The following is a 20,915-nucleotide window of genomic DNA, read 5'->3' on the forward strand; positions in this document are numbered from 1 at the left end:
CATTTTAGTTACTCATGCTGGCGTGGTTTTGTTGAAAGAAGGCGCAGTGTGAAGGAGAAAAATTATGGCAAAAGTTGAATTTAAGAACATTAAGAAGTCGTTTGGTCATGTGGATGTTGTTAGGCATTTTGATTTCACGGTGAATGATGGTGAGTTTGTGGTATTTCTTGGCCCATCGGGTTGCGGAAAATCAACCACATTACGCATGTTGGCGGGGCTGGAGTCGATTACGGCCGGTGATATTTACGTTGGTGACAAGTGGATGAATAACGTAGATGCCAAAGATAGAGACTTAGCGATGGTGTTCCAAAGTTATGCGCTTTACCCACATATGAGCGTGTATGAAAATATCGCGTTTGCATTGAAGTTAAAAGGCATGCCAAAAACTGAAATCGATAAGGAAGTGCGTAAAGCGGCAAAAATGTTAGAGCTTGGCCCGCTCCTTGATCGTAAGCCTAAAGAGTTATCCGGCGGTCAACGCCAACGCGTGGCGATGGGGCGTGCCATGGTGCGTACGCCAAAAGTGTTCTTGTTTGATGAGCCACTTTCTAACTTAGATGCCAAACTTCGTGGTGTGATGCGCGAAGAGATCAAGCAGTTACATCGTCAGCTTAAAACCACCACTATTTATGTTACGCATGATCAAATTGAGGCCATGACGCTCGCTGATCGCATTGTGATCCTCAAAGATGGCTATGTTGCGCAAGTCGGTACGCCAACAGAGGTGTTTCAACGCCCGGCGAACAAATTTGTGGCGCAGTTTATTGGTAACCCTTCGATGAACATGCTTGATGCACAACTTATCCAGCAAGATGGCGAATGGCTTATCCAACTGGGTGACATCTTTATTCCGCTTCCCGAGCGATTTAAAGCGCATGCGTCTAAAAACCTCGCACTGCATGTCGGTATTCGCCCCACCGACATTCACTTACGCGCAGAACAAGTTAACCATGAACGTGTATTGCCAATTGCCGTCACGCTCAAAGATAAAGAGTTGCTCGGTGCGAGTATTTTGTTGAAAACCCATGTTGCAGGCCAGCCTTTGATGGTGGAAACCCAAGCGGCAGAGGTAGAGGTGACGAAGGTTACACTCTATCTCGACCTAGATGCGATTCATATTTTTGATGCGCTGAGTGAAAACTCATTGGCCAGTTTTTAATGGTGAACAAGACGATGACAATAATAAAGCAAGCCCCTTATTTCGACGTTTGGCCCAAAATAGAATCAGCAATCAAAGCTGACCCTGAAATTGAACAGCAAGTAGTAAGGATCGTCGGGTTGATGACCTTAGAAGAAAAAATTGGCCAGATTATCCAACCAGAAATCCGCGATATTACGCCGCAAGAAATCATCGATTATAAGATTGGTACGGTACTCAATGGTGGTGGCTCTTGGCCAAACAGCAATAAACATGCACCAGCCAGTGAATGGGTAGCGAAAGCCGATGAATACTGGTTTGCCGCAGAAAAAGCTTATCAAGGTCGCCCATTTCATATTCCGTTTATGTGGGGGACTGACGCAGTACACGGCCACAATAACGTCTTTGGCGCAACCGTATTTCCGCACAATATTGGGTTGGGGTGCGCGCGCAATCCTGCGTTAATTCGCAAAATTGGCCGTATTACCGCGCTGGAAATCGCCGCGACGGGTATTGATTGGACCTTTGCACCAACCGTGGCCACCCCTCGTGATTTGCGTTGGGGGCGCTGTTATGAAGGTTACTCTGAAGACCCTGAAGTGACTTATGTTTATGCCAGCGAAATGGTCGCAGGTTTGCAAGGTGATGCCATTGACTTACAAGGTGAGCACCATGTGATCTCAAACGTCAAACATTGGGTGGGTGATGGCGGCACAGTGAATGGTGTTGATCGTGGCAGCAATACTTACAGTGAAGATCTGCTGCGTAACGTGCATGCCATGGGCTATTTCAGTGGCCTTAATGCCGGTGCGCAAGTGGTGATGTCTTCATTTAATTCGTGGGATAACCAAGCGAACTACGATCACGCACCGCACATTTCAGGTGATTACAACCTCAAAATTCATGGCAGTAAGTATCTACTCACTGATGTTTTGAAAGATCAAATGGGCTTTGATGGATTAGTTGTAACCGATTGGCATGGTCATTCTGAAGTCAGTAAATGTACCGATGGGAATGCGACTTACGCTATCAATGCGGGTAACGATATTTTAATGATCCCTATTCGTGAGCATTGGCAATCAGCCTATCGTCAAGCGGTGAGCGATGCCAAAAGTGGAGTACTGAGCCAGAGCCGAATTGATGATGCTGTGACGCGTATTTTACGGGTGAAAATGCGCGCGGGTTTATGGAAAAAACCGCATCCTTCAGCGCGAGCTTTGGCTGGTCAGCAATCTCTGATTGGTTGCTCTGAGCATCGTGCTATCGCTCGCCAAGCCGTGCAGCAATCGATGGTACTGTTGAAAAATAACAAGGGTATTTTACCGCTCAAACGTGGGTGCAAGGTTGTGTTAACGGGCAGCGGCGCCAATGATTTGCAAAAGCAAGCGGGCGGGTGGAACCTCACTTGGCAAGGGGATGAAAATAACTTAGCCGATTTCCCCGGAGCCACCACAGTGAAAATGGCGTTAGAAGCCGAATTGGGCATAGATAATGTTTGCTACGATCCAGAATTAACGGGTGATTGGCAAGCGGGTGATATTGCGGTTGTGGTGTTTGGTGAAGATCCTTATTCTGAAATGATGGGTGACATTAAAGCGTGGCAATCTTTGGAGTTTTCAACCTTGAAACGTCGCTACCGAGCAGATAGCGAAAAAATCAAAGCATTTCATAAGCGCGGCGTAAAAGTGGTATCGATTTTCTTTAGCGGTCGTCCACTGTTTGTCAATGAAGAAATATCCTTGTCTGATGCTTTTGTTGCGGCATTTTTACCCGGCAGCGAAGGACGTGGCATTACTGATGTTTTAGTGGCTAAAGAGAATGGTGAAGTTAATATCGACTTCTCTGGTACCTTGTCATTCAGTTGGCCCAATAAAAAGCGCAGCACCTGTGTGAACCGTATTCCTCCTCATATTCCCAATTATGTCGTGCCTGAATGTGAGCAGTCTCCTGTTGGGGAACATGCTCCTTTATTTGAATACGGTTATGGGCTTAATTATGCTGAAAAAAAACAAACTCGAGATTTAGATGACCTTGATTTAGATATCGACTCAGAAGAAGCAAAATGGCAAGCAACACGTGCAGAGCATCTGTATGGCATTATGGCGACGATAGGCGATTATCAACTTAAAGTGTCGGATGCTGAACATTGGATGGGCGTGGATGTCTCACGCAACAACGTGATGAAACTCGGTGCTGTCCGAACTAAGCCGTATAACTACCAGCAGCAGCAAGACGCCGTTGAGGTAGAAATTCTGGGGGGTGGAGCAATGGTTTATGCGCAAACGGGGCTAGGGCAAGCGGAAGATTTCAGCCATTACGATAATGCGCATGGTGTGGTCAGTTTTGAGATTAAAGTGCTCAGAGCGGCAACAGAACCTGTTTATTTGTCACTGCAACGCGCCGTTGTTCCTGGGTGTTTGGGGGATATTGATAACGTGGTTAAAGTGGACGTCAGCCACTACTTTTCCACCATCAATGATAGCTTTACGCGCGTGAACATTGCTTGTTCACATTTCTCTGAGCAGGGATTAAGTTTTACTCATCTCGACACGCCCTTCTCATTATTTACTAATGGTGAGTGTCAATTTGTGATCGCCAATATATGTTGGGATACACAGTAAAAAGAAACGATAGACTCCTTCTCCGTGTGGAGAAGGAGTGCTTCTAAAGAGCCAAACATCGCCATGAGAAAATCAAAGAAAGCACCCACTGTTTATGATGTCGCTAAGCTTGCCGAGGTTTCGGCAAGCACTGTCTCTCGTTTTTTGAATCGCACAACTTACGTATCGGATGAAAAAAGCCAAAATATTGAACGTGCAATTAAAACCCTTGGCTACAAACCTAGTTACCCAACCAGTCATCTAGGCAATAAGCGTTCGATGACTATTGGTGTATTAGTGCAGCACGCAGAGAGCCCTCACACCAGTCGAATTCTGAATGACATGGAGAAGGTATTAATGACCCAAGGGTATTCACTGGTGATTGCCACAGGTCAGTGGCAGAAAAACTTGGAAGCACATGCACTGGAGTATCTTGCCAGAAGCAATGTCGATGGAATGATCATAGTGACAGGCAGTTTAAAAAGCGATCAAATCCTCAAATATGCTCAATCGATTCCCATCATTGCTGTCGGCCACCAAATTGTTAGTAATAATGTACGTTGCATTAATGTGGACAATGTACTCGGCGGTTATATTGCCACCTTGCACCTATTGCAATTAGGGCACGTGAACATTGCTCATATAAAAGGGCTCGCTAATCAGCCTGATTCAACCGCCCGTTTCACTGGCTACCAAAAAGCGCTTCGTGAAGCGGGAATTAAGCCTATGCCTAAACTCATTAAACAAGGTGACTTTAGCTCTGAATGTGGGTATGAAAAGACGGTTGAACTGTTGCAGTCGAAAGTCCATTTCTCGGCTATTTTTGCTGCTAATGATCAAACGGCTTATGGTGCCATTAAGGCGTTAACTGACCACGGTGTGCGAGTGCCAGATGATGTTTCAGTGATTGGTTTTGATGACTTACCTGTCTCTCAGTATTTCACTCCGGCCCTAACGACATTGCGTCAACCAATTGAAGAGATCGGTGCGGTGTGTGCGCATTCCATTCTCAACTTGCTCAGTGGTGAGAGGCACGATGCTAGGTTACCCCCTATCGATTTAATTGTGCGAGAGTCCACAAAGTCTATCTATCGTTAATAAAAAGCCCTCGTTAGAGGGCTGGTAGGGCATGAAATTATAACCGTCGGAATTGGCGAACTAATGTGCCTTGAGAGCTAAGGTTTACCACTAAATCCTCACATTCATCTCGTGTATCACTGGCCAAAATATTGGTCGCAACACAGACATCACTGATCGATTGAACACTTGAATTCATATCTTCAGTCACGCGTGCCATCTCTTCTACGGCGGTGGCAATTTGTTCATTTCTATCCGTAATATCAATCACTTGTGTAAGTAGCATATTGAGTTTATCGCCAGAGACATTAGCACTATTAACACATAATTTAGATAACTGTGCGCCTTCATGCATCGCATCGACAGCTTGGTGGGTGCTGGTTTGAATCAGCGCAATGACATTTTGGATCTCTTTAGTGGACTCATGGCTGCGTTGTGCCAAGGTGCGAACTTCGTCGGCAACGACCGCAAATCCACGGCCTTGCTCGCCAGCCCGAGCAGCTTCAATAGCGGCGTTAAGTGCAAGCAGGTTGGTTTGCTCAGCGACAGATTGGATCACAATTAACACTTGGCCAATGGTTTTTCCGTGGTCTGCCAATTGTGTGACAACCGATGAAGCGCTGTCTAGTTGGGTTGCGAGCTGTTGCATTGCATTCAATGTATCTTTTACCGAATCCATACCTTCTTCGGCGGCCAATTTTGCTTTCTCTGTTGCGTCTGATGCACTTTGTGCATTTTGTGCAATTTCATTCGCAGTAGAGTGCATTTCATTGATCGCGGCGGCAACTTGTTCCGTTTCTCGTGTTTGACCTTCTAAATTGGTCGCAGTTGTTTTGCAGTTTTTTGAAGATGAATTGGCAGCCTCACCAATTTGTTGGTTTGAATCTTGAATGCGTCCCACCATAGCATTGATCTCGGATTGGCGCATTTTTAACGCAAGTTTGATTTCAGAAATATCATCAATATGGTTGTTATACACCAATTCCATTAGTGGGTTATCAAATACTTTTCGTGCATCAGCACTGAGAGATTCTAAACGGCGAGTTAAATAATAACCGGCAACCATGGACAGGAATAACATCAATACTAAGCCTATTCCCGGAAGAAGAGTATCAGCCATAAAACTGATGCCTGCAATCGGGACTAAGGCGATGGCTAAACGTTGCCACAGGCGAGTCCGAGGCAGCTTTAACTGCCTGGGTGTTTTGCCTGCTTTAAGCTGCGCGTAGATTTTTTCTGCGTTGGTGATGTGTTCTCGACTTGGACACAAACGTACCGACTGAAATTCAACGGTTTTGCCATTTTCGACTATCGGAGAAGCAAACGCATCAACCCAATAATGATCGCCATTTTTACATCTATTTTTGACGATACCCATCCAAGATTGGCCGCGTTTTAAGTGATCCCACATATCTTTAAATGCTTCTGCTGGCATGTCAGGGTGGCGCACCATATTGTGGGGCTGGTTTGTTAGTTCCTCTAATGAATAGCCTGCGACCTCACAAAATTCTTTACTAGCATATGTAATATTGCTGCTTGGGTTAGTGACCGATAATAAATTATAGCTAGGTGGAAACTTGACTTCTTTTTGTGTAACTGATTGATTGGTGCGCATGAGACGGTTCCCGAATTAAATAAGTAAAAAATGAATTAAGCCAAGTTTTTCTATCGTGTGATGAGAGTTTTATTTATTTTTATTTCCATTATTTATAGAATCGAATCGGTAAAAAGGCAATGGAACTCGTCATTATCGAATAGTCAATTGGTATCATTACTTTTAATGTGGATATATGGCCGAGTTATAACGGAAATATGACTTACGACTTGACCTTACGAGTAAGCTTGCCACAATGTGCGCATGCAATAACTGTAGGGAAAACAGTATGATATTTTATTCTTTTGGGCGGCTAAAACCCATCGCGTTACTCTTAACCTCTTTACTTTCATCAACCTCTTTCGCTGCTATCAGTGACGCGCCTGTGGTTGGCGGGCTGTTCAATTCGGCGCAAATATTGAAAAATCAAATGGCGTCGTCTTTAAGCTATTCAACGCGCTTTGCCCGTGATTCGACCTTATTTACCATTGCCGGGGTAACACTCGATAGCTATATCCTTATGTTGCCTTTAGATGCAAAAACAAAAGCTCGCGTTATTGCACAAATTTCTAACCCAACTTACGCCATCCCGCTGGGCTATTTTTTATATCAATATTATGATCGTTATACGGGGTTAGAAAATGATGATGTATTTAAACAGTATTTAAGTACTGTTTATGACGCAAAGGTTTTAAAGGGATTCGAGCATAGCCTCTACCATTATGGGGAAGAGGTGGTGAGTGAACAAAAAGAAAATATTAAAGATCAAGGGCATCATGAAGGGATTAAAGTGGATGCCCAATTTATTGCGGCCATGGTGACTGTGTATGATGCCTTGGTTGAAATTGGTGAGTGGCAACAGCTTGAGAGATTGCCGGATCACTATCAATATCTGACGTCAAGTGAACCCGATCGATTACTGATTAATAAAATCCAACCGATAGTGATCCAAATTATTAGTCAGGCTGCTAATGGGATGGATGAAGGAGAGATGAAGCAAGCCCTTTTTGGGGTATTAGAAGATGCAAAGCCAGAAAATACAGCACGTGTGAACAACAAAGCAGAGGCAATCACGGTTACTTTGATTGATTTTGTGCGTATGAACGTATTAAAAGGCTACCGCCAATTTGTCTATCAGCAAGAGCGTGAACAAGCACTAAATTCCTGGTTACAAAAAGCATTTGATGATGATCCTCAAGCATTGATTGCGTTTCTCCGCTCTCAGCAACAACGTCGTATGGCAGTGCAGATCACCGTGGATGGTTTGCAACGAGGGCTGATCGAAGGTTTGGTTGACCCGAGTAAGCCATTTATCCGCAAAGCTCACCAAGATCACAACAATCGATTGAGCACGAAGCCCTCTTCAATGGAGGTGGTTCAACCTGAACATCAGCAACAAGTACGTTTCATGCAGATATTGGCTGAGCAGCCTTATCACGATCCACATTACTTGCCGTTTTTTAAACGCTTGTATCGTGATCATCGCGCTTCTATTACTCAAGTGGGCATTTCATCAACACCAACGATCAGTGTGCGTAATTTACCGATCATAAAAACAGGAGCTAAGGTGTCCGGCCAAGGTGGTACTGGCATACCCAATTTCCACTTTGTTGATCGCCCAACCGACCGAGCTTATTACTTTTTTGGTAATGATGCACTGCAGCTTGATCGCTTACTGGTTAAAAACCAAGTACAAACGATGTTTGATCGCCTCGCTTACCTCAACACCCTCAACTGTAATGCGCAATACGATTGGAATGCTCACACCACTTATGATGGTTTAGTGAATTTAGGGGCGGGTGAGGCACTACGTGATTTTGGTGAAAAGCGGTGTGTGCGTGAGCTGAAAGAGCGCGCGATTGTCGAACGTGAACTTCAACAGTTGCGAGCGACATTAGTTGAAGAGGTCACGCGCTATCAGCAGATAAGCAAGTGGGATTTTTATACTCGCTGGACTCGCCATCAAGTGCTTGCTCACCAGTTGAAACAACTTGCACAAAAAGAACTGAAAGGAATGCCCGACTATGCGCTGATTTATAATCCATGGCCGGATCATTTTGCTCATTTTAGCGGCCCATTCAGCGATGAAGTCATCATGCCAACTGGGGAACTAAACCGCCTCGATTACTGGCTAGCGCAAATAGAAGCAACCTATCAAGACGCGGGAGTATATGACCGCACGTTATGGGGCATGGCTGGCGATCATGGTTTAGCTCCTGTTTATTTCTCCCTCAATCCAGAAAAACAGATCTTTGAACCGCTAGCGTCGCAACTGGGAATAAAACTCAAGGTGAAGAAAATCTCATCGGATGAGGGAGAAGGGCCAAAAATGACGAATGCGATTAACGCGCCGTCAAACAAAGGGATTGATGTGGTCGTCGCTTCCACTGCGGGTGGAAATTTTATGATGGATTTCTTTAATGCAGAAGCTGGATGGGAAGTTCAACCGGTTTATCAAGAGTTGATCCGTTGGCAACCGATCCATTCTAAGCCAGGGCAGCAGGTTGATGTGATCGATGAAACCGTAGCGCAACTTGCTGAAAGCCTAGATTATTTAGTTGTGAGAGAAAAACCATGTGATTTAACGGACTGTTCTGTACGGTTGGTTGGCGAGCGGCAAGGTAAACGAGTGGATGAATGGATTGAAAAAAAGGGTGATAAACTGCGCTATTTTGCTAAATCGGAACAGCCATTGCTGCTTGGCGTTCAGCAGCTAAATGCTTATTTGTCGCCTCCTTCATCTGACGAGCTAGAACATTATGCACAACTCGTCGAACGTTGCGTTTATCACGCTAAAGCGAATCAAGCTGAGACGTGGTGCTCAAGTGCGCAGTGGCGAGAGTTAACACGTTTTACGCCCCGTCCAGATTCGGTTAATCAGCTCGCTGCTATTTATGAAGACGACCGTGCGGGCACCATTAACCTATTTCCTAAAGAGGGCGTTGGCTTTAATACTAAAGTTCCGGGGCGTCATGCGGGTGAAAGCTATCTAGAAAAAGATGCTTTTATCGGTTTTTGGGGGAGCCCAATTGGCAATCAAGCCACGCCGCTCGGTTCAGTCGAAAATGGCTCACTTGCGCCCACTCTTTATCACTATTTAACGGGAGACGAAGTTAAAGTTGGTGAAGATGGGTGGGGTTATCCATCGGTTCTTAAACAGTTGGATATTCGCTAGCGAGAGTTAGCCGTTATGACTGCCAATGAAATAAGTGAGCGTTAGGCTCTATTGAGTGAAGAACGTTCGCTTGTTTCATTGGTTTCGATTGCAGCCTTAAGTGGCTGGTTGATCAGCACGTTTAAACTTCAAACGATTTTTCACATCTCGGCTGCTCAGAATACGTTGGCTGTGGTCAATATCGAGCTTGGATTTTGCTAAGCGATCATACAGCAGCACATTGACGCTCGCGGCCAAATTCATGCAACCAATCGTTGGGATGTATACAACCTCACTGGCTTGGTTAACTATCTCTTGTGGAATAGAACCATCTTCAGGGCCAAACACATACAGCGCTTTTTCCGGGTGAATAAACTCGGGCAGTGGTGTGGCCCCTTCTGCCAGTTCAACACAGACGATTTTCATCTCACTTGGCAAGTCCTGCGTGATCTCTACCATCGCGGTGAGCGGGATTTTACTTTGAATGTTTTTTGTGTCGGTTTGAAATTTCACTGCGCGATCATAACGCTCACCACTGTAGCGAACCGCGCACGCTTGGTAGCAACCTGCCGCGCGCATCACACCACCTACGTTGGTTGGGCTTTTAGGGTTACACAAACCAATGATCACTGACATTTCACGTTCCACAAAAAATCCTCTCATAATTTGGGGCGGGCAGTATAACGCTAAAATTTGCCTTGAAAGAAAAAATATCGATAAATCGTTCAATAGTTTTTATATTTTTCGTGACCTTTCTTGGAGTACTCAAACTGTCGTATTTCTTACATCAATATTTCATAGGGGGATGGCTTAATTTATTTTTTCACAGTTAAAGGATGAAAACGTGAAGATTATTAATAAAGTCATGCTATTTGGGTTGTCTCTTGCTGCTCATGCGGTATTGGCGGACACCGATATTTATTTAACCAATAACTCTGCGCTGCCGATGTCTATTACTGTGAAACAGACCGGATCTGATCAGTTGCAACAAGGCAGTGAATGGCAGCAACACAGTGAAACGTTAGGCCCGTGGGAAACCAAAATGGTGCTCAGCTTTAACCGCTGGCAAGGGGTGAAATCTGGCAACACGTACCAATTTGAAACCATGGTGACTTTGCCGCAAGGGCCGGTTTTCTCTTTACAGCAGAAGATGGAAGGCCATTGGTATAACTCAAGCATTGAGCATGGGGTACAAGCACGAGATGTTCCTCTTCAGTGGCAAAATGATCGTGCGGTTCACCGTTATTACTCAACGCAGTTGATTGAACGTCCAACCGAGCTTGCGTTTAAATCCGTCAGCACCACTCGTTACGACGACATTTATTACACCATTACACCAACGAATACAGAAGAAACACCCGACGCTGAGACCTTAAAAGTGATGACCTATAACGTTTGGGCGTTACCTGTGATTGCTTCAAATATTGCCGAGCGTTTTGCTATCATCCCTCAGCATATCAAAGGATATGATGCCGTAATGCTGCAAGAAGTGTTTGCTGCGGGGCGTGATGCCTTTCTTCGAGAGCTGGCAAAAGAGTATCCATACCAAACGAAGATGCTCGACAAGTCTGGGGTGAATATCCATGACGGCGGAGTGATGATCGTCAGCCGCTACCCAATTGTTAACCAAGGACAATATGTTTTCCCTGATTGCTCGGGAACTGACTGTTTTGCTGATAAAGGGGTGAATTATGCTGAAATTATCAAAAATGGTCAGGCTTATCATCTGTTTGCAACGCATACTGCCTCGTTTGATACCGATACCGCTCGCGATTATCGCCAACGTCAGTTCAGACAGATGCGCAGTTTTGCGCAATCGTTCTCTATTCCCAGCACAGAAACGGTGATTTATGGCGGTGATTTTAACGTGAATAAACGTAAATTTGCCGATGACTATCAAAACATGCTCGCGAATCTTGCGTCAACCGAACCTAGCTACGCAGGCTATACCGAATCAACGTTTGATCCGCGTATCAATGATTTTGCAGGAGAAGCCTTATCCGGTGGTGAAAACGTGGAGTACCTCGATTATGTGGTGGTAAGTCAAGAGTTTGCACAACCAAGCGAACAACAAAACCGCAATACTGTGCTGGTGCCAAGAACCACGGACGAGCGTTTATGGCAGCATTACAATTTATCGGATCACTTTCCGGTTAAAGCTGAGATCCGCTAGATGCGTTGGGTTAGGTTATTGATCTGCGTTGCCTTAGTCGGCAGCGCAAGTTATTGGTGGGTGAAGAGGGATGAGTTTCCCACTATCCAAACACCCCCCAATAGAATTGAGGTTGCATTGCCGGGCACGGTGCGTTTGCCAGAGCAAAGTAGCGTTGCTTTGCTGGCTAATCGCGATCATCAAACCCATGAAGAGTGGACACTCGTTGGTGAAACGCTGCAAACAGAAATAGGCAAAGCGCTGAGAGAGAGAATAGAGCAGTTTTGGCAACAGTGTCGTCAGCAAAATGTGTGCGCTGCGCGGCTACAACAATTACAAACGCAGTTGCCCCATGAACGCTATGAGCTGGTTGCACTCTATTGGCAAAAACAGGCGGAACGTGACGCGTTGCTTGGAATGGAACTCATCAGTCAGGATACGGAATTAGGTGACAAAATGGCTTATGTAAAATCGATTGATCAACAAGTATGGGGGCGACAAGCGGATATCTTGTTTGCTGATCAGTACGCTTATGATGATTTTGTACAGCAACCCAATGACTACGAAGGCATTGCTTCCGTAGAAGAGGCGTTGCAGAGCATTGAACAGCGGCTTACACAGCATCAATATCAATGGGATGCCTTTTCATTAAACACAGGTAATGCACGCTATGAACAAGCGATTCGGCTGATCCCTCAACATTTATCGTTAGAACAGCGCTTAGAAGTACAACAAGGTTTGGCCGAACTTTACTTAAATGAACATGAGCGCAGTGAGGTGGCCCATAGCCAAATCGAGCAACAAGCGCAGGCTGCTCAAGTCATTGACTACCAGCAAGCGTTAGCGCAGTTAGAAAAGACGCTCTCAAACCAGAGAAAGACAGCCTATGCCACCCTTTCGACAGAAGAGTGGGTACGCTACGCGGCAAAGCAGCGTTATGAGTTTAGAAAAGCATTTTTTGCTCGTTAGGATGAATAAGATAACTACAGCGCTCTTTATTCACTCGCCATGAACCGTTAAACTCACCAGCAAATAACTGACTTGGATTGATCATGGCAACCTTATCTCTACAAGAGCAAATGCTAAAAGCGGGTTTAGTTAACGCCAAAAAACTCAGCAAAGCGAAAAAGAGCTCTAAAAAATCGCGCGTGCAAGCACGTGAAGTGAAAGCGGCAGTAGAAGCGAATAAAGTCGAGCAACAAGAGCGCGACAAGGCACTGAATAAACAGCAAAAAGAGCAGTTGTTGAGCAAAGAAATTCGTGCTCAAGTAAAACAACTGATTGAGATGAATAAGCTGGATCTAAAACACGGTGAAATCAAATACAACTTTGTTGATGGTAAGTTGGTGAAGTCACTTTATGTCGATTCATTGGTTCGTGATCAACTGAGTAAAGGAATCCTGGCTATCGCGCGTTATGAAGATGGCTATGCTGTCATCCCGGGTGTGGTAGCGGATAAAATCTTCATGCGTGATGAAGAGAGCATTATCGAAAATAAAACCGCCGATGAATCTCTACCTGCTGAAGATGATCCGTACGCGGATTTCGTAGTCCCCGATGATTTGATGTGGTAATTCCTTCCGGCTCTCCTTCTCAACGGAGGAGGGCTTTTGTTCCCTCTTCCTACCTATACTGTCCACTTAGCTTATTTCCCAATGGTTTCGGTACCAATAGACAGAGTTTGTTGACAATATTTGATAATCAAACTAAATTCAAATCAAATATTTTGACTATCAAACTAAGTGAGTGGGATTTTGCAGTTTACTACCGAGCATCGTCATAACTTTATCGCTAGCGCAGACCAAAATGAGAAACGCACGTTTTACGTTCTTTTGCTCACGCTTGTTACCATGGTAGCGGAGATCATTGCTGGTACTATTTTTGGTTCGATGGCTTTACTTGCCGATGGTTGGCATATGGGTACTCATGCGGCTGCTTTCTGCATTACGCTGTTTGCTTACCGTTATGCTAGAAAGCATGCACACAGTGAGAAGTTCTCATTTGGTACCGGTAAAGTGAGTGTGTTGGGAGGCTACACCAGTGCGATTGCATTAGGTATTGTGGCGTTGCTGATGGTGGTGGAATCGGTTCATCGTTTATTCAATCCCGAGGCGATTCAATTTAATGAAGCGATTATTGTCGCCATCATTGGCTTGCTGGTGAATTTAGTGAGCATGCTATTGTTACATGATAACCATCATCATCATGGTGACCATGACCATGACCATGACCATGACCATCACGATCACAATTTACGAGCGGCCTATTTGCATGTTCTTGCCGATGCCTTGACTTCTCTTCTGGCGATTGTGGCGCTCTTGTTTGGAAAATATTATGGCTGGAACTGGTTAGATTCTGTTGTAGGCATCGTCGGCGCTGCCGTGATTGCTAAGTGGACAATAGGTCTTATCAAGCAGACTAGCCCCATTTTATTAGATGAAAGCATCGAGCAACCCTATCGACGTTTAATTGAAGAAGAGCTAGCCGCATTTGCGGTGATTAAAGATCTCCATATTTGGAAAATCAGTGGTCATCACTACTCAGCTGCGATTATCTTAGAATCTCATGTTGATAAAACCGTGGCAGAATATAAACAAATACTGGCGAAGTTTGATAAAATCCACCACCTTACCCTTGAAGTTCACCCGATGGCATGATGAGCAATATCGAAAAACTGAATCAACAATTAACCGAATTTTACGACAAGATGTCCTCATGGGAGCAATCTGTGGTGCGAGACACCGGCTATTCTCTGGCGCAGATCCACACCATCGAGGTGTTAGGTATTCATGGCGCGCTGAGAATGAAAGAGTTAGCGCAAAAACTCGGTATCACAACTGGTACGCTCACCGTTCAAATAGAGAAGTTAGTGAATGCCAAGTTGATTGAACGCGGCGCGCACCCAGATGACAGAAGATCGATTGTCGTGACTTTAACCGCGGAAGGTCAGAAAATTCATCGCCAGCATAATCAGTTGCATGTGGAGTTAGTGAAAGATCTGACGAGATACTTGGATGCAAACGAAGAAACAGTATTACTCAACAGCCTGCTAAAAATGAACCAAGAGTTTTAAACTATGACCAACCACTTGCGACTTGCAAGTGGTTGGTCAGCTAATTTTCTGTTTTATTCTACCTGTAATGTTACATCAGAAAAATTCGAGTATGCATCGATCATGATATGCAGATCCTCAGCATTTGGCTCTGCTAAGCATTGCTCATTACTTCCTGATTGGTAAGGCCGACAATCAAAGACTCTTTTGGTCGGTGGATTGCCTGAAAGGGTATAGAGATCGGCATCGCCTTGCCCAGAGGTTATCGAAATTTTCACCGCTGTTTGGCGTTCTGATGCAGGTAAAATGAATCGTTTTTGTTGGCCTTTGCTCAAGGTGATGCCAGTAATGCTTTGCCCACGTTGGATGACGCCATCTTGCGGAGGTGGAGTGCCTCCTTTTTTCCCTACGGGCAACTGGTTATCAAAGAATGGTGCAACCTGAGGCCAGATTTTGCTGATTTTGACCCCTTGGTTTTCACATCCCCCAAAGTGGTGTAGTGCAATGACTTTATGGCTCTCAGAGGCCAATACAGGTGAACCAGAAGAGCCGCCAATAGTGTCACAAAAATACCCTGTGTCGGTATTGGCACCGCGACCATTGGTAGAGGCTATATCAATTTGGCACATGCCAGAGCCATTTTGATCGCTTTCTATCGCCAACTCTTTGGGGTTACCAGCGCCGTGTTGTGGAATATAAATACCCGTGCCGTAGCTGGGCTCTGAATTGTCTAAGCCTAAGTAACTAAATTGTCCTAGCTGCTCGAAATTAGCCACCGTGAATAATGTGTAGTCCAAGGTATAATCGGTGCTTAATAACTGATCGCCCATGACCTTTACTGTGGTATCCAAGCTACCGCCGCAAGTCGTGCGTTGGTAATTAAACCATACTTCAGTGTTTTTTAGTTCAGAGGCTGTTGATACACAGTGGTTATTGGTGATCATGTGATTATTGGGCCCGACACGCCAAGCCGTGCATAAGCTACGGCCATCAATCAGTAGCCTTGCTACGGCGCTACTCCACGCCACTTTTTCAGGGTGTGAGTCGATCCAACAAGCAACATCTTTTCTTTCATTGATGCCACAGGTTGAAAACAACCCAGAGTTATCAGCGGCTAGGTTCGGTTGTGGTAACGTGGCACTTTCATTCCCAGCCATAAAATAGTCAATCGAGATTTGTGCTTGGTCAGGGTGTTCGCCGGTTTTCCACTCCACGATAACGCTATCCCCATTAATCGAGCGGGCAAATAAAGGCCCGCTCTCTGAACTGTCGTAGGTGATACTTTCGTCACCGTGTACAGAACGTAGCGTGACGCTTCCTCCTTTGCTGAGTTGAAACTTATCAAAGTGGACCTTAATAAAGCTGGCTCCCGGTGAATGAATTGGATAGTGAGTGGTTAGAGATTGATGGGTTGTTAAAGAATACGGATGGATAACTTTATCCGCGATGGTGGGTAGTGGTTCTTTTTCCGTTGAAGCTGTGGCTTGAGTAGAACTCAACACCACTGCTGCTATTAAGCCAAGTAGACGTATTGATAATTGCATTTTGATCTCCTCTATGTGGCAATCAATGCCTTATAAAGCATATGAGCCTATGAGAGTATTGGCTCAAAAATAGTCTCGATATGTGTGTAAACTTAATTGTGCGTAATATTATCAATAGCAGTCCTCTCCAGTAGTATCTCGATGATGGTAGAGGAATGGGGTCAACAAAAAGTATCACTGATCAATCATTAAAGCGTCAAAATGATACTTTTTGTCGGATGTTGTATGGGTGATGCTGCTAGACTTGTTCATGAACTTATTCATAGGAGAAAACAATGAACTCGACGATTTTTAGCTCGGCCATCGTCACCACGACGTTAACCACCAGCTTATTATTTACAGGGATGGCAAACGCTCTGCAACTCAGTAGCCGTGATATCCAAGAAGGCCACCCGATGGCAAAAACCTTTGAATTTTCAGGCTGGGGTTGTTCTGGGGAGAATCTTTCGCCGCACTTAATTTGGACTGATGCACCACAAGGAACCAAAAGTTTTGCTATTACGACTTTTGATCCAGATGCTCCGACAGGAAGTGGCTTTTGGCATTGGATTGCGCTGGATATTCCAGCGACAGTGAGTGAGCTAGCACGTGGGGTTGAAGTCAAAAAGCTCGGTGCAATAGAAACACGTATCGATTATGGCAGCGTTGGTTTTGGTGGTGCTTGTCCGCCAGAAGGGCACGGAATGCACCGTTACCAGTTTACGGTATGGGCTCTCCCGACGGAAAAACTCAATTTGGCAGCCGATGTATCACCTGCGGTGGTTGGTTTTACCCTCAATAGTTTGGCGTTAGAAAAAGCGACGCTGACCGCAACCTATACACGCTAATTCATGGGGGAGTGATGAATCACCAATACCAAGTCACCACCTTTCGAGCCGCTCAGCAACAAAGGCTGAGAAATGTGAGGATTCACTCTCCAAGCTTGATTCAGATCCAATCTGGCAGTAAAAAACTGTTTCATAAGGAAGAGGCCATTAATCTATCGAGCACTTCGTTATTGTTGTGTGAGGCCTCAGCTTCGCTCAGTTTCGAAAATTTACCAGAACACGGTTACTTCTCTTCAAGGCTGTTCAGTTTCACCTACCGCCCGACCGAGGCGATGCTTGCGTTAAGCGCAAGTCATGATCGCCCAGTTATGTGGCCTGTGATTTCAACCAGCCCCTCACTGAAAAGTTCGCTCAATGCGCTCGCCTCGTTCGATCTTTCGTTAATCAGCCAAGAAACCCAAGCCTATCTACTGATGGTGTTATACCAACAATTGGCTGAGCAAGGTGTACTGCATTGGCTCTTTGAGAGTAATTCTCTACCCTTTGAGCAGAAGCTGAGAAACTACCTCGCCCAGTTACCAGAAGAAGAACATCCGCTTGAGCGGGTAGCAACGCACTTTGCCATGAGCCGCGCGACCTTAATTCGACGCTTAAAGCAACATGGCACCCGTTACCGTGAGGTTTTGGCTGAAGTGCGTGTGAATCACGCGCTGAACTTAATGCAAAGTGGCCAACGAAATATAGCGATATTGGCACAGTGTTGCGGCTACCAATCGGAACAGCGATTTAATCAACGCTTTCGCAGTCAGTTTGGTTTAAGCCCCAAAGCGTATTTACAAACTCTTGGTATGCGAGGTAAAGGTACGCCAGATAAAGAGACAAAAAAACAGCCCATTTTATCCAATGAGCCATTTTAAGATTGAGGGTAGATCAAAGCGGTTTAGACACTTCATCAACCAAATACAAAATGGATTGATATGGAATACCGCTGTGGTGTGATAGGCCAATTTCACAGGTACGGCTATTACTGAATCCGCGTTCGCAGTGAGCAGGGACTTGCTCTTTGAGCGGATGAACGGCCGCAGCATTCAGTTCTGGCGTGGTAAAGCCTTTATCGCCCGCCCAGCCGCAGCATTGAATATGCTCTGGCACAATCACCGTGCTGACGCAGGTTTGGGTCAATTTGAGCATGTCGGCTTCCAACCCCATTTTGCGTGCACTGCAGGTGATATGCAGCATCACAGTTTCTTCTTTGACTTTGATAGCTAAAGAATCCAGCAGATACTTATTGACAAAACCGACGGGTTCTAAGATCTCCAGTGGTTTGGTAAATTGTTCAATACTGCGTTTTGCACACGGGCTGGTATCCATCAATACCGGATATCGCCCTTGTTGGCTAGCTTGCCATAACGCGGCTTCTAACTGCTGCGCTTTTGACTGTGCAAGCTCATTCATTCCCTTGCTGTCATAGGGCATGCCACAACATTGGCTGTTGAGCTCATTAGGTAGAATCACCTCATATCCTGCTTTATTAAGCAGCGATAAGGTCACTTCGGTTAATGGCCGCTGATCGCCCGCGCTGTTTTGTTGGCCCATATTTCGGCTCGCACAAGAGGGTAGATAGACGACTTTTTTCTCACGGCGCGGTAGGTTTTCTACTGCAATGGCTAAGTTCTGATGATTGGCTTGCGGCAGTTGTGGATACCAAATAGGCGTTTTGCCTTTGCTGAGTTTACGCAAGCCGTTGGTTGCGCCGCCGACTAACTTCTCGCCCAGCCATTGGCTCGCCAATTGGTTGGCACTGAGGCCGATTTTAGCCACGGCTGTGGTGGCGGCAAAGTGATCCGCCGTCCATGTAGCAATGGGGATGAATTTTTGGTATTTCGCGGTGCGCAGCTTTTTCACTAAATCGCCAGTGTTGATGCCAACAGGGCAGCGCTCAGCGCATAAGCCAGTTGCGGCGCAGGTGTCTAATCCTTGGTATTCAAAGACTTTTTCAAGCTCAGAAGCTTCTACCGTTTCACCTTGAGCGCGTCGACGTTGCAGCTCGCGGTACAAGACGATTCGTTGACGGGGCGAGAGTGATAGCGTGCGAGACGGACAAACAGGTTCGCAAAACCCGCATTCGATGCAGCGATCGACCAAGGCATCAGCTGCTGGCATTGGCTTTAGGTTAGCTAAGTGGGAACGCGGATCATCGTTGATTATAACGCCGGGGTTGAGCAAGCCTTGTGGATCAAACAGTGTTTTGATTTGTTGCATTAAGGCGTAACCGTCTTTGCCCCATTCCAATTCCACATACGGTGCCATGTTGCGGCCCGTGCCGTGCTCGGCTTTGAGTGAGCCTTGATATTTCACTGCCACTAGTTCGGCCACTTCATCCATAAATGCGCCGTAGCGGTCGATTTCACTTTGGCTATCAAAGCCTTGTGTAAAGACAAAATGCAAGTTGCCTTCCAGAGCGTGGCCGAAGATGATGGCTTCGTGATAGTGGTAGTGATCAAACAAAGCCTGCAAATCGCGCACACCATTGGCAAGGCTTTCTACCGGAAACGCCACATCTTCAATGATGACGGTTGTCCCCACTTCGCGCACTGCGCCCACGGCAGGGAACATCCCTTTGCGAATGCCCCATAAGGTTGCCACCGTTTTGGTATCAGAGGTGAATGGTACGGATTCGATGATCTGGTAGTCGCTTAGTGCTGCCATCACGGCGCTGCATTGTGAGTGAAGTGTTGCGTGATCGCTGGCGTGAGACTCAATTAGCAGCGCAGCGGCTTCTAGATCCAATTGCGCAATAAATGCGGGCATGCCAGCTTTGTCAGCGACAGAGCGCATCGCGCGTCCATCCATCATTTCCACTGCCGCAACTGGGGTTTTGGACAGGGTTGTAACCGCTTGGCTAGCCTGCTCAATATCAGCAAAGACAAGCAGCGCCGAGGCTTTGTGCGCGTGCTCAATGACGGTGTTGTAGGTGATGTCGGCAATAAAACCGAGTGTGCCTTCTGACCCAATCATCAAATGTTCAATGATTTCAATCGGATCAGAGTAATCAACGAGAGCATTTAGGGCGTAGCCAGTGGTGTTTTTTAGGCGATATTTGTGGTGAATAAGCTTTGATAGTGTGTGATTTTTCGCCGTTTGTGCATGAAGTTGAGCAATACCTTCAATCAATTCGGGTTTAGCGATTTTGAATGCAGCGATGCTTTCTGGGTTTGCGGTGTCGAGCACGGAACCGTCTGCGAAGACGATCTTCATACTATCGACAGTGCGGTAAGAATTTTGCGCGGTGCCGCAGCACATACCACTGGCGTTATTGGCGGCGATTCCACCAATTTTGCAGGTGTTAATTGAGGCTGGATCTGGGCCGATTTTGCGTTGAAAAGGGGTAAGGTATTTGTTGGCATCGGCTCCGATGACCCCTGGTTGTAGGGTGATTTTTTTTCCCTCATCGTGAATGCGATGGCCGCGCCAGTCATCAGTTAAGGCGATCAAGACCGAATCAGAAACTGCCTGACCAGACAAACTGGTGCCAGCGGCGCGAAACGTGCAGTGAACGCCAAGCTCGCGGCAGCTTTTAATGGCAAAAATGACCTCATCAAGGCTTTGTAAGCGCAGCACAATTTTCGGCACCAAGCGATAGAAACTGGCATCAGTGCCATAAGCAAGGCGTTTTGCCTGTTGCGTGATGATGCGCTCAGGGTCGATGCGCGTAGCGAGTTGCGTTTCCAGTTGACGATAGGTGGCGTCTGAAAGAGTGCTGGCCATCATTGTTTCCCATTTTAAATTGAGGTTGTGGATAGGTTAACGTGCGGCTACCGTTGGTTTGTCATCATG

Annotated in this window: 15 protein-coding genes; 11 read left to right on the forward strand and 4 right to left on the reverse strand. The window is 45.9% G+C overall.

The window, feature by feature from the left end; genetic code table 11:
• Positions 1-64 precede the first annotated feature (64 nt).
• The 3 genes from AACV20_RS02385 to AACV20_RS02395 all read left to right on the forward strand — a co-directional run bounded on the left by AACV20_RS02385 (position 65) and on the right by AACV20_RS02395 (position 4,836).
• Positions 65-1,159, forward strand: a complete 1,095-nt coding sequence (locus tag AACV20_RS02385; RefSeq protein WP_170907900.1) for an ABC transporter ATP-binding protein — start codon at positions 65-67, stop codon at positions 1,157-1,159.
• Entirely contained in the window at positions 1,159-3,759 is a 2,601-nt protein-coding gene (locus AACV20_RS02390) for a glycoside hydrolase family 3 protein (protein ID WP_170907901.1), read from the forward strand. Before AACV20_RS02385 ends, AACV20_RS02390 begins: the two co-directional genes overlap by 1 nt.
• 63 nt (positions 3,760-3,822) lie before the next feature.
• Positions 3,823-4,836 (forward strand): LacI family DNA-binding transcriptional regulator, encoded by a 1,014-nt coding sequence (locus AACV20_RS02395; RefSeq protein WP_026027775.1) that lies wholly within the window; start codon positions 3,823-3,825, stop codon positions 4,834-4,836.
• Between the two features lie 37 nt (positions 4,837-4,873).
• On the opposite strand, the gene AACV20_RS02400 is transcribed toward AACV20_RS02395, so the two are convergent.
• Entirely contained in the window at positions 4,874-6,430 is a 1,557-nt protein-coding gene (locus tag AACV20_RS02400) for a methyl-accepting chemotaxis protein (protein ID WP_170907902.1), read from the reverse strand.
• Positions 6,431-6,665: 235 nt separating this feature from the next.
• On the opposite strand from AACV20_RS02400, the gene AACV20_RS02405 reads away from it, so the two are divergent.
• The gene (locus tag AACV20_RS02405) at positions 6,666-9,584 is read left to right on the forward strand and encodes an alkaline phosphatase family protein (RefSeq protein WP_170907903.1); all 2,919 of its coding nucleotides are present in this window, start codon (positions 6,666-6,668) and stop codon (positions 9,582-9,584) included.
• A gap of 96 nt (positions 9,585-9,680) precedes the next feature.
• Here AACV20_RS02405 and AACV20_RS02410 read toward each other — a convergent pair whose 3' ends face one another.
• A complete protein-coding gene (locus AACV20_RS02410; protein WP_370685849.1) occupies positions 9,681-10,211 on the reverse strand; it encodes an RNA methyltransferase in 531 nt (176 codons plus the stop codon).
• A 196-nt stretch (positions 10,212-10,407) separates the two neighbouring features.
• Here AACV20_RS02410 and AACV20_RS02415 point away from each other — a divergent pair, with 196 nt between their 5' ends.
• The 5 genes from AACV20_RS02415 (at position 10,408) to AACV20_RS02435 (ending at position 14,788) form a co-directional block, all read left to right on the forward strand.
• Positions 10,408-11,736, forward strand: a complete 1,329-nt coding sequence (locus AACV20_RS02415) for a sphingomyelin phosphodiesterase (RefSeq protein WP_170907904.1) — start codon at positions 10,408-10,410, stop codon at positions 11,734-11,736.
• On the forward strand, positions 11,737-12,684 hold the full coding sequence (locus AACV20_RS02420) for a hypothetical protein (protein ID WP_249929783.1): 948 nt from the start codon (positions 11,737-11,739) through the stop codon (positions 12,682-12,684).
• An 83-nt stretch (positions 12,685-12,767) separates the two neighbouring features.
• Positions 12,768-13,289: a DUF2058 domain-containing protein gene (locus AACV20_RS02425; protein WP_026027777.1), complete on the forward strand. Its 522-nt coding sequence runs from the start codon at positions 12,768-12,770 to the stop codon at positions 13,287-13,289.
• A 180-nt stretch (positions 13,290-13,469) separates the two neighbouring features.
• On the forward strand, positions 13,470-14,372 hold the full coding sequence (gene dmeF, locus AACV20_RS02430; RefSeq protein ID WP_170907905.1) for a CDF family Co(II)/Ni(II) efflux transporter DmeF: 903 nt from the start codon (positions 13,470-13,472) through the stop codon (positions 14,370-14,372).
• Entirely contained in the window at positions 14,372-14,788 is a 417-nt protein-coding gene (locus AACV20_RS02435) for a MarR family winged helix-turn-helix transcriptional regulator (RefSeq protein ID WP_017042082.1), read from the forward strand. The genes dmeF and AACV20_RS02435 overlap by 1 nt, the downstream gene beginning before the upstream one ends.
• Positions 14,789-14,841: 53 nt before the next feature.
• On the opposite strand, the gene AACV20_RS02440 is transcribed toward AACV20_RS02435, so the two are convergent.
• Positions 14,842-16,311, reverse strand: a complete 1,470-nt coding sequence (locus AACV20_RS02440) for a serine protease (protein ID WP_170907906.1) — start codon at positions 16,309-16,311, stop codon at positions 14,842-14,844.
• A gap of 275 nt (positions 16,312-16,586) precedes the next feature.
• Between AACV20_RS02440 and AACV20_RS02445 the strand changes: the two genes are divergently transcribed.
• Both AACV20_RS02445 and AACV20_RS02450 read left to right on the forward strand, forming a co-directional pair.
• Positions 16,587-17,138, forward strand: coding sequence for a YbhB/YbcL family Raf kinase inhibitor-like protein (locus AACV20_RS02445; RefSeq protein ID WP_017050256.1), 552 nt, complete (start codon positions 16,587-16,589; stop codon positions 17,136-17,138).
• Between the two features lie 14 nt (positions 17,139-17,152).
• Positions 17,153-17,995 (forward strand): helix-turn-helix transcriptional regulator, encoded by an 843-nt coding sequence (locus tag AACV20_RS02450; protein WP_212752649.1) that lies wholly within the window; start codon positions 17,153-17,155, stop codon positions 17,993-17,995.
• A 13-nt stretch (positions 17,996-18,008) separates the two neighbouring features.
• On the opposite strand, the gene AACV20_RS02455 is transcribed toward AACV20_RS02450, so the two are convergent.
• The gene (locus AACV20_RS02455) at positions 18,009-20,849 is read right to left on the reverse strand and encodes an FAD-binding and (Fe-S)-binding domain-containing protein (protein ID WP_371319571.1); all 2,841 of its coding nucleotides are present in this window, start codon (positions 20,847-20,849) and stop codon (positions 18,009-18,011) included.
• Between the last annotated feature and the right edge of the window lie 66 nt (positions 20,850-20,915).

This window comes from Vibrio sp. B4-6, assembly GCF_963888245.1.
Classification (GTDB): domain Bacteria; phylum Pseudomonadota; class Gammaproteobacteria; order Enterobacterales; family Vibrionaceae; genus Vibrio; species Vibrio anguillarum.

Coding starts and splice junctions, on each gene's coding strand:
- AACV20_RS02385 (WP_170907900.1), top strand. CDS start 65: ATGGCAAAAGTTGAATTTAAGAACATTAAGAAGTCGTTTGGTCATGTG.
- AACV20_RS02390 (WP_170907901.1), top strand. CDS start 1,159: ATGGTGAACAAGACGATGACAATAATAAAGCAAGCCCCTTATTTCGAC.
- AACV20_RS02395 (WP_026027775.1), top strand. CDS start 3,823: ATGAGAAAATCAAAGAAAGCACCCACTGTTTATGATGTCGCTAAGCTT.
- AACV20_RS02400 (WP_170907902.1), bottom strand. CDS start 6,430: ATGCGCACCAATCAATCAGTTACACAAAAAGAAGTCAAGTTTCCACCT.
- AACV20_RS02405 (WP_170907903.1), top strand. CDS start 6,666: ATGTGCGCATGCAATAACTGTAGGGAAAACAGTATGATATTTTATTCT.
- AACV20_RS02420 (WP_249929783.1), top strand. CDS start 11,737: ATGCGTTGGGTTAGGTTATTGATCTGCGTTGCCTTAGTCGGCAGCGCA.
- AACV20_RS02425 (WP_026027777.1), top strand. CDS start 12,768: ATGGCAACCTTATCTCTACAAGAGCAAATGCTAAAAGCGGGTTTAGTT.
- AACV20_RS02435 (WP_017042082.1), top strand. CDS start 14,372: ATGAGCAATATCGAAAAACTGAATCAACAATTAACCGAATTTTACGAC.
- AACV20_RS02440 (WP_170907906.1), bottom strand. CDS start 16,311: ATGCAATTATCAATACGTCTACTTGGCTTAATAGCAGCAGTGGTGTTG.
- AACV20_RS02445 (WP_017050256.1), top strand. CDS start 16,587: ATGAACTCGACGATTTTTAGCTCGGCCATCGTCACCACGACGTTAACC.
- AACV20_RS02450 (WP_212752649.1), top strand. CDS start 17,153: ATGAATCACCAATACCAAGTCACCACCTTTCGAGCCGCTCAGCAACAA.
- AACV20_RS02455 (WP_371319571.1), bottom strand. CDS start 20,849: ATGATGGCCAGCACTCTTTCAGACGCCACCTATCGTCAACTGGAAACG.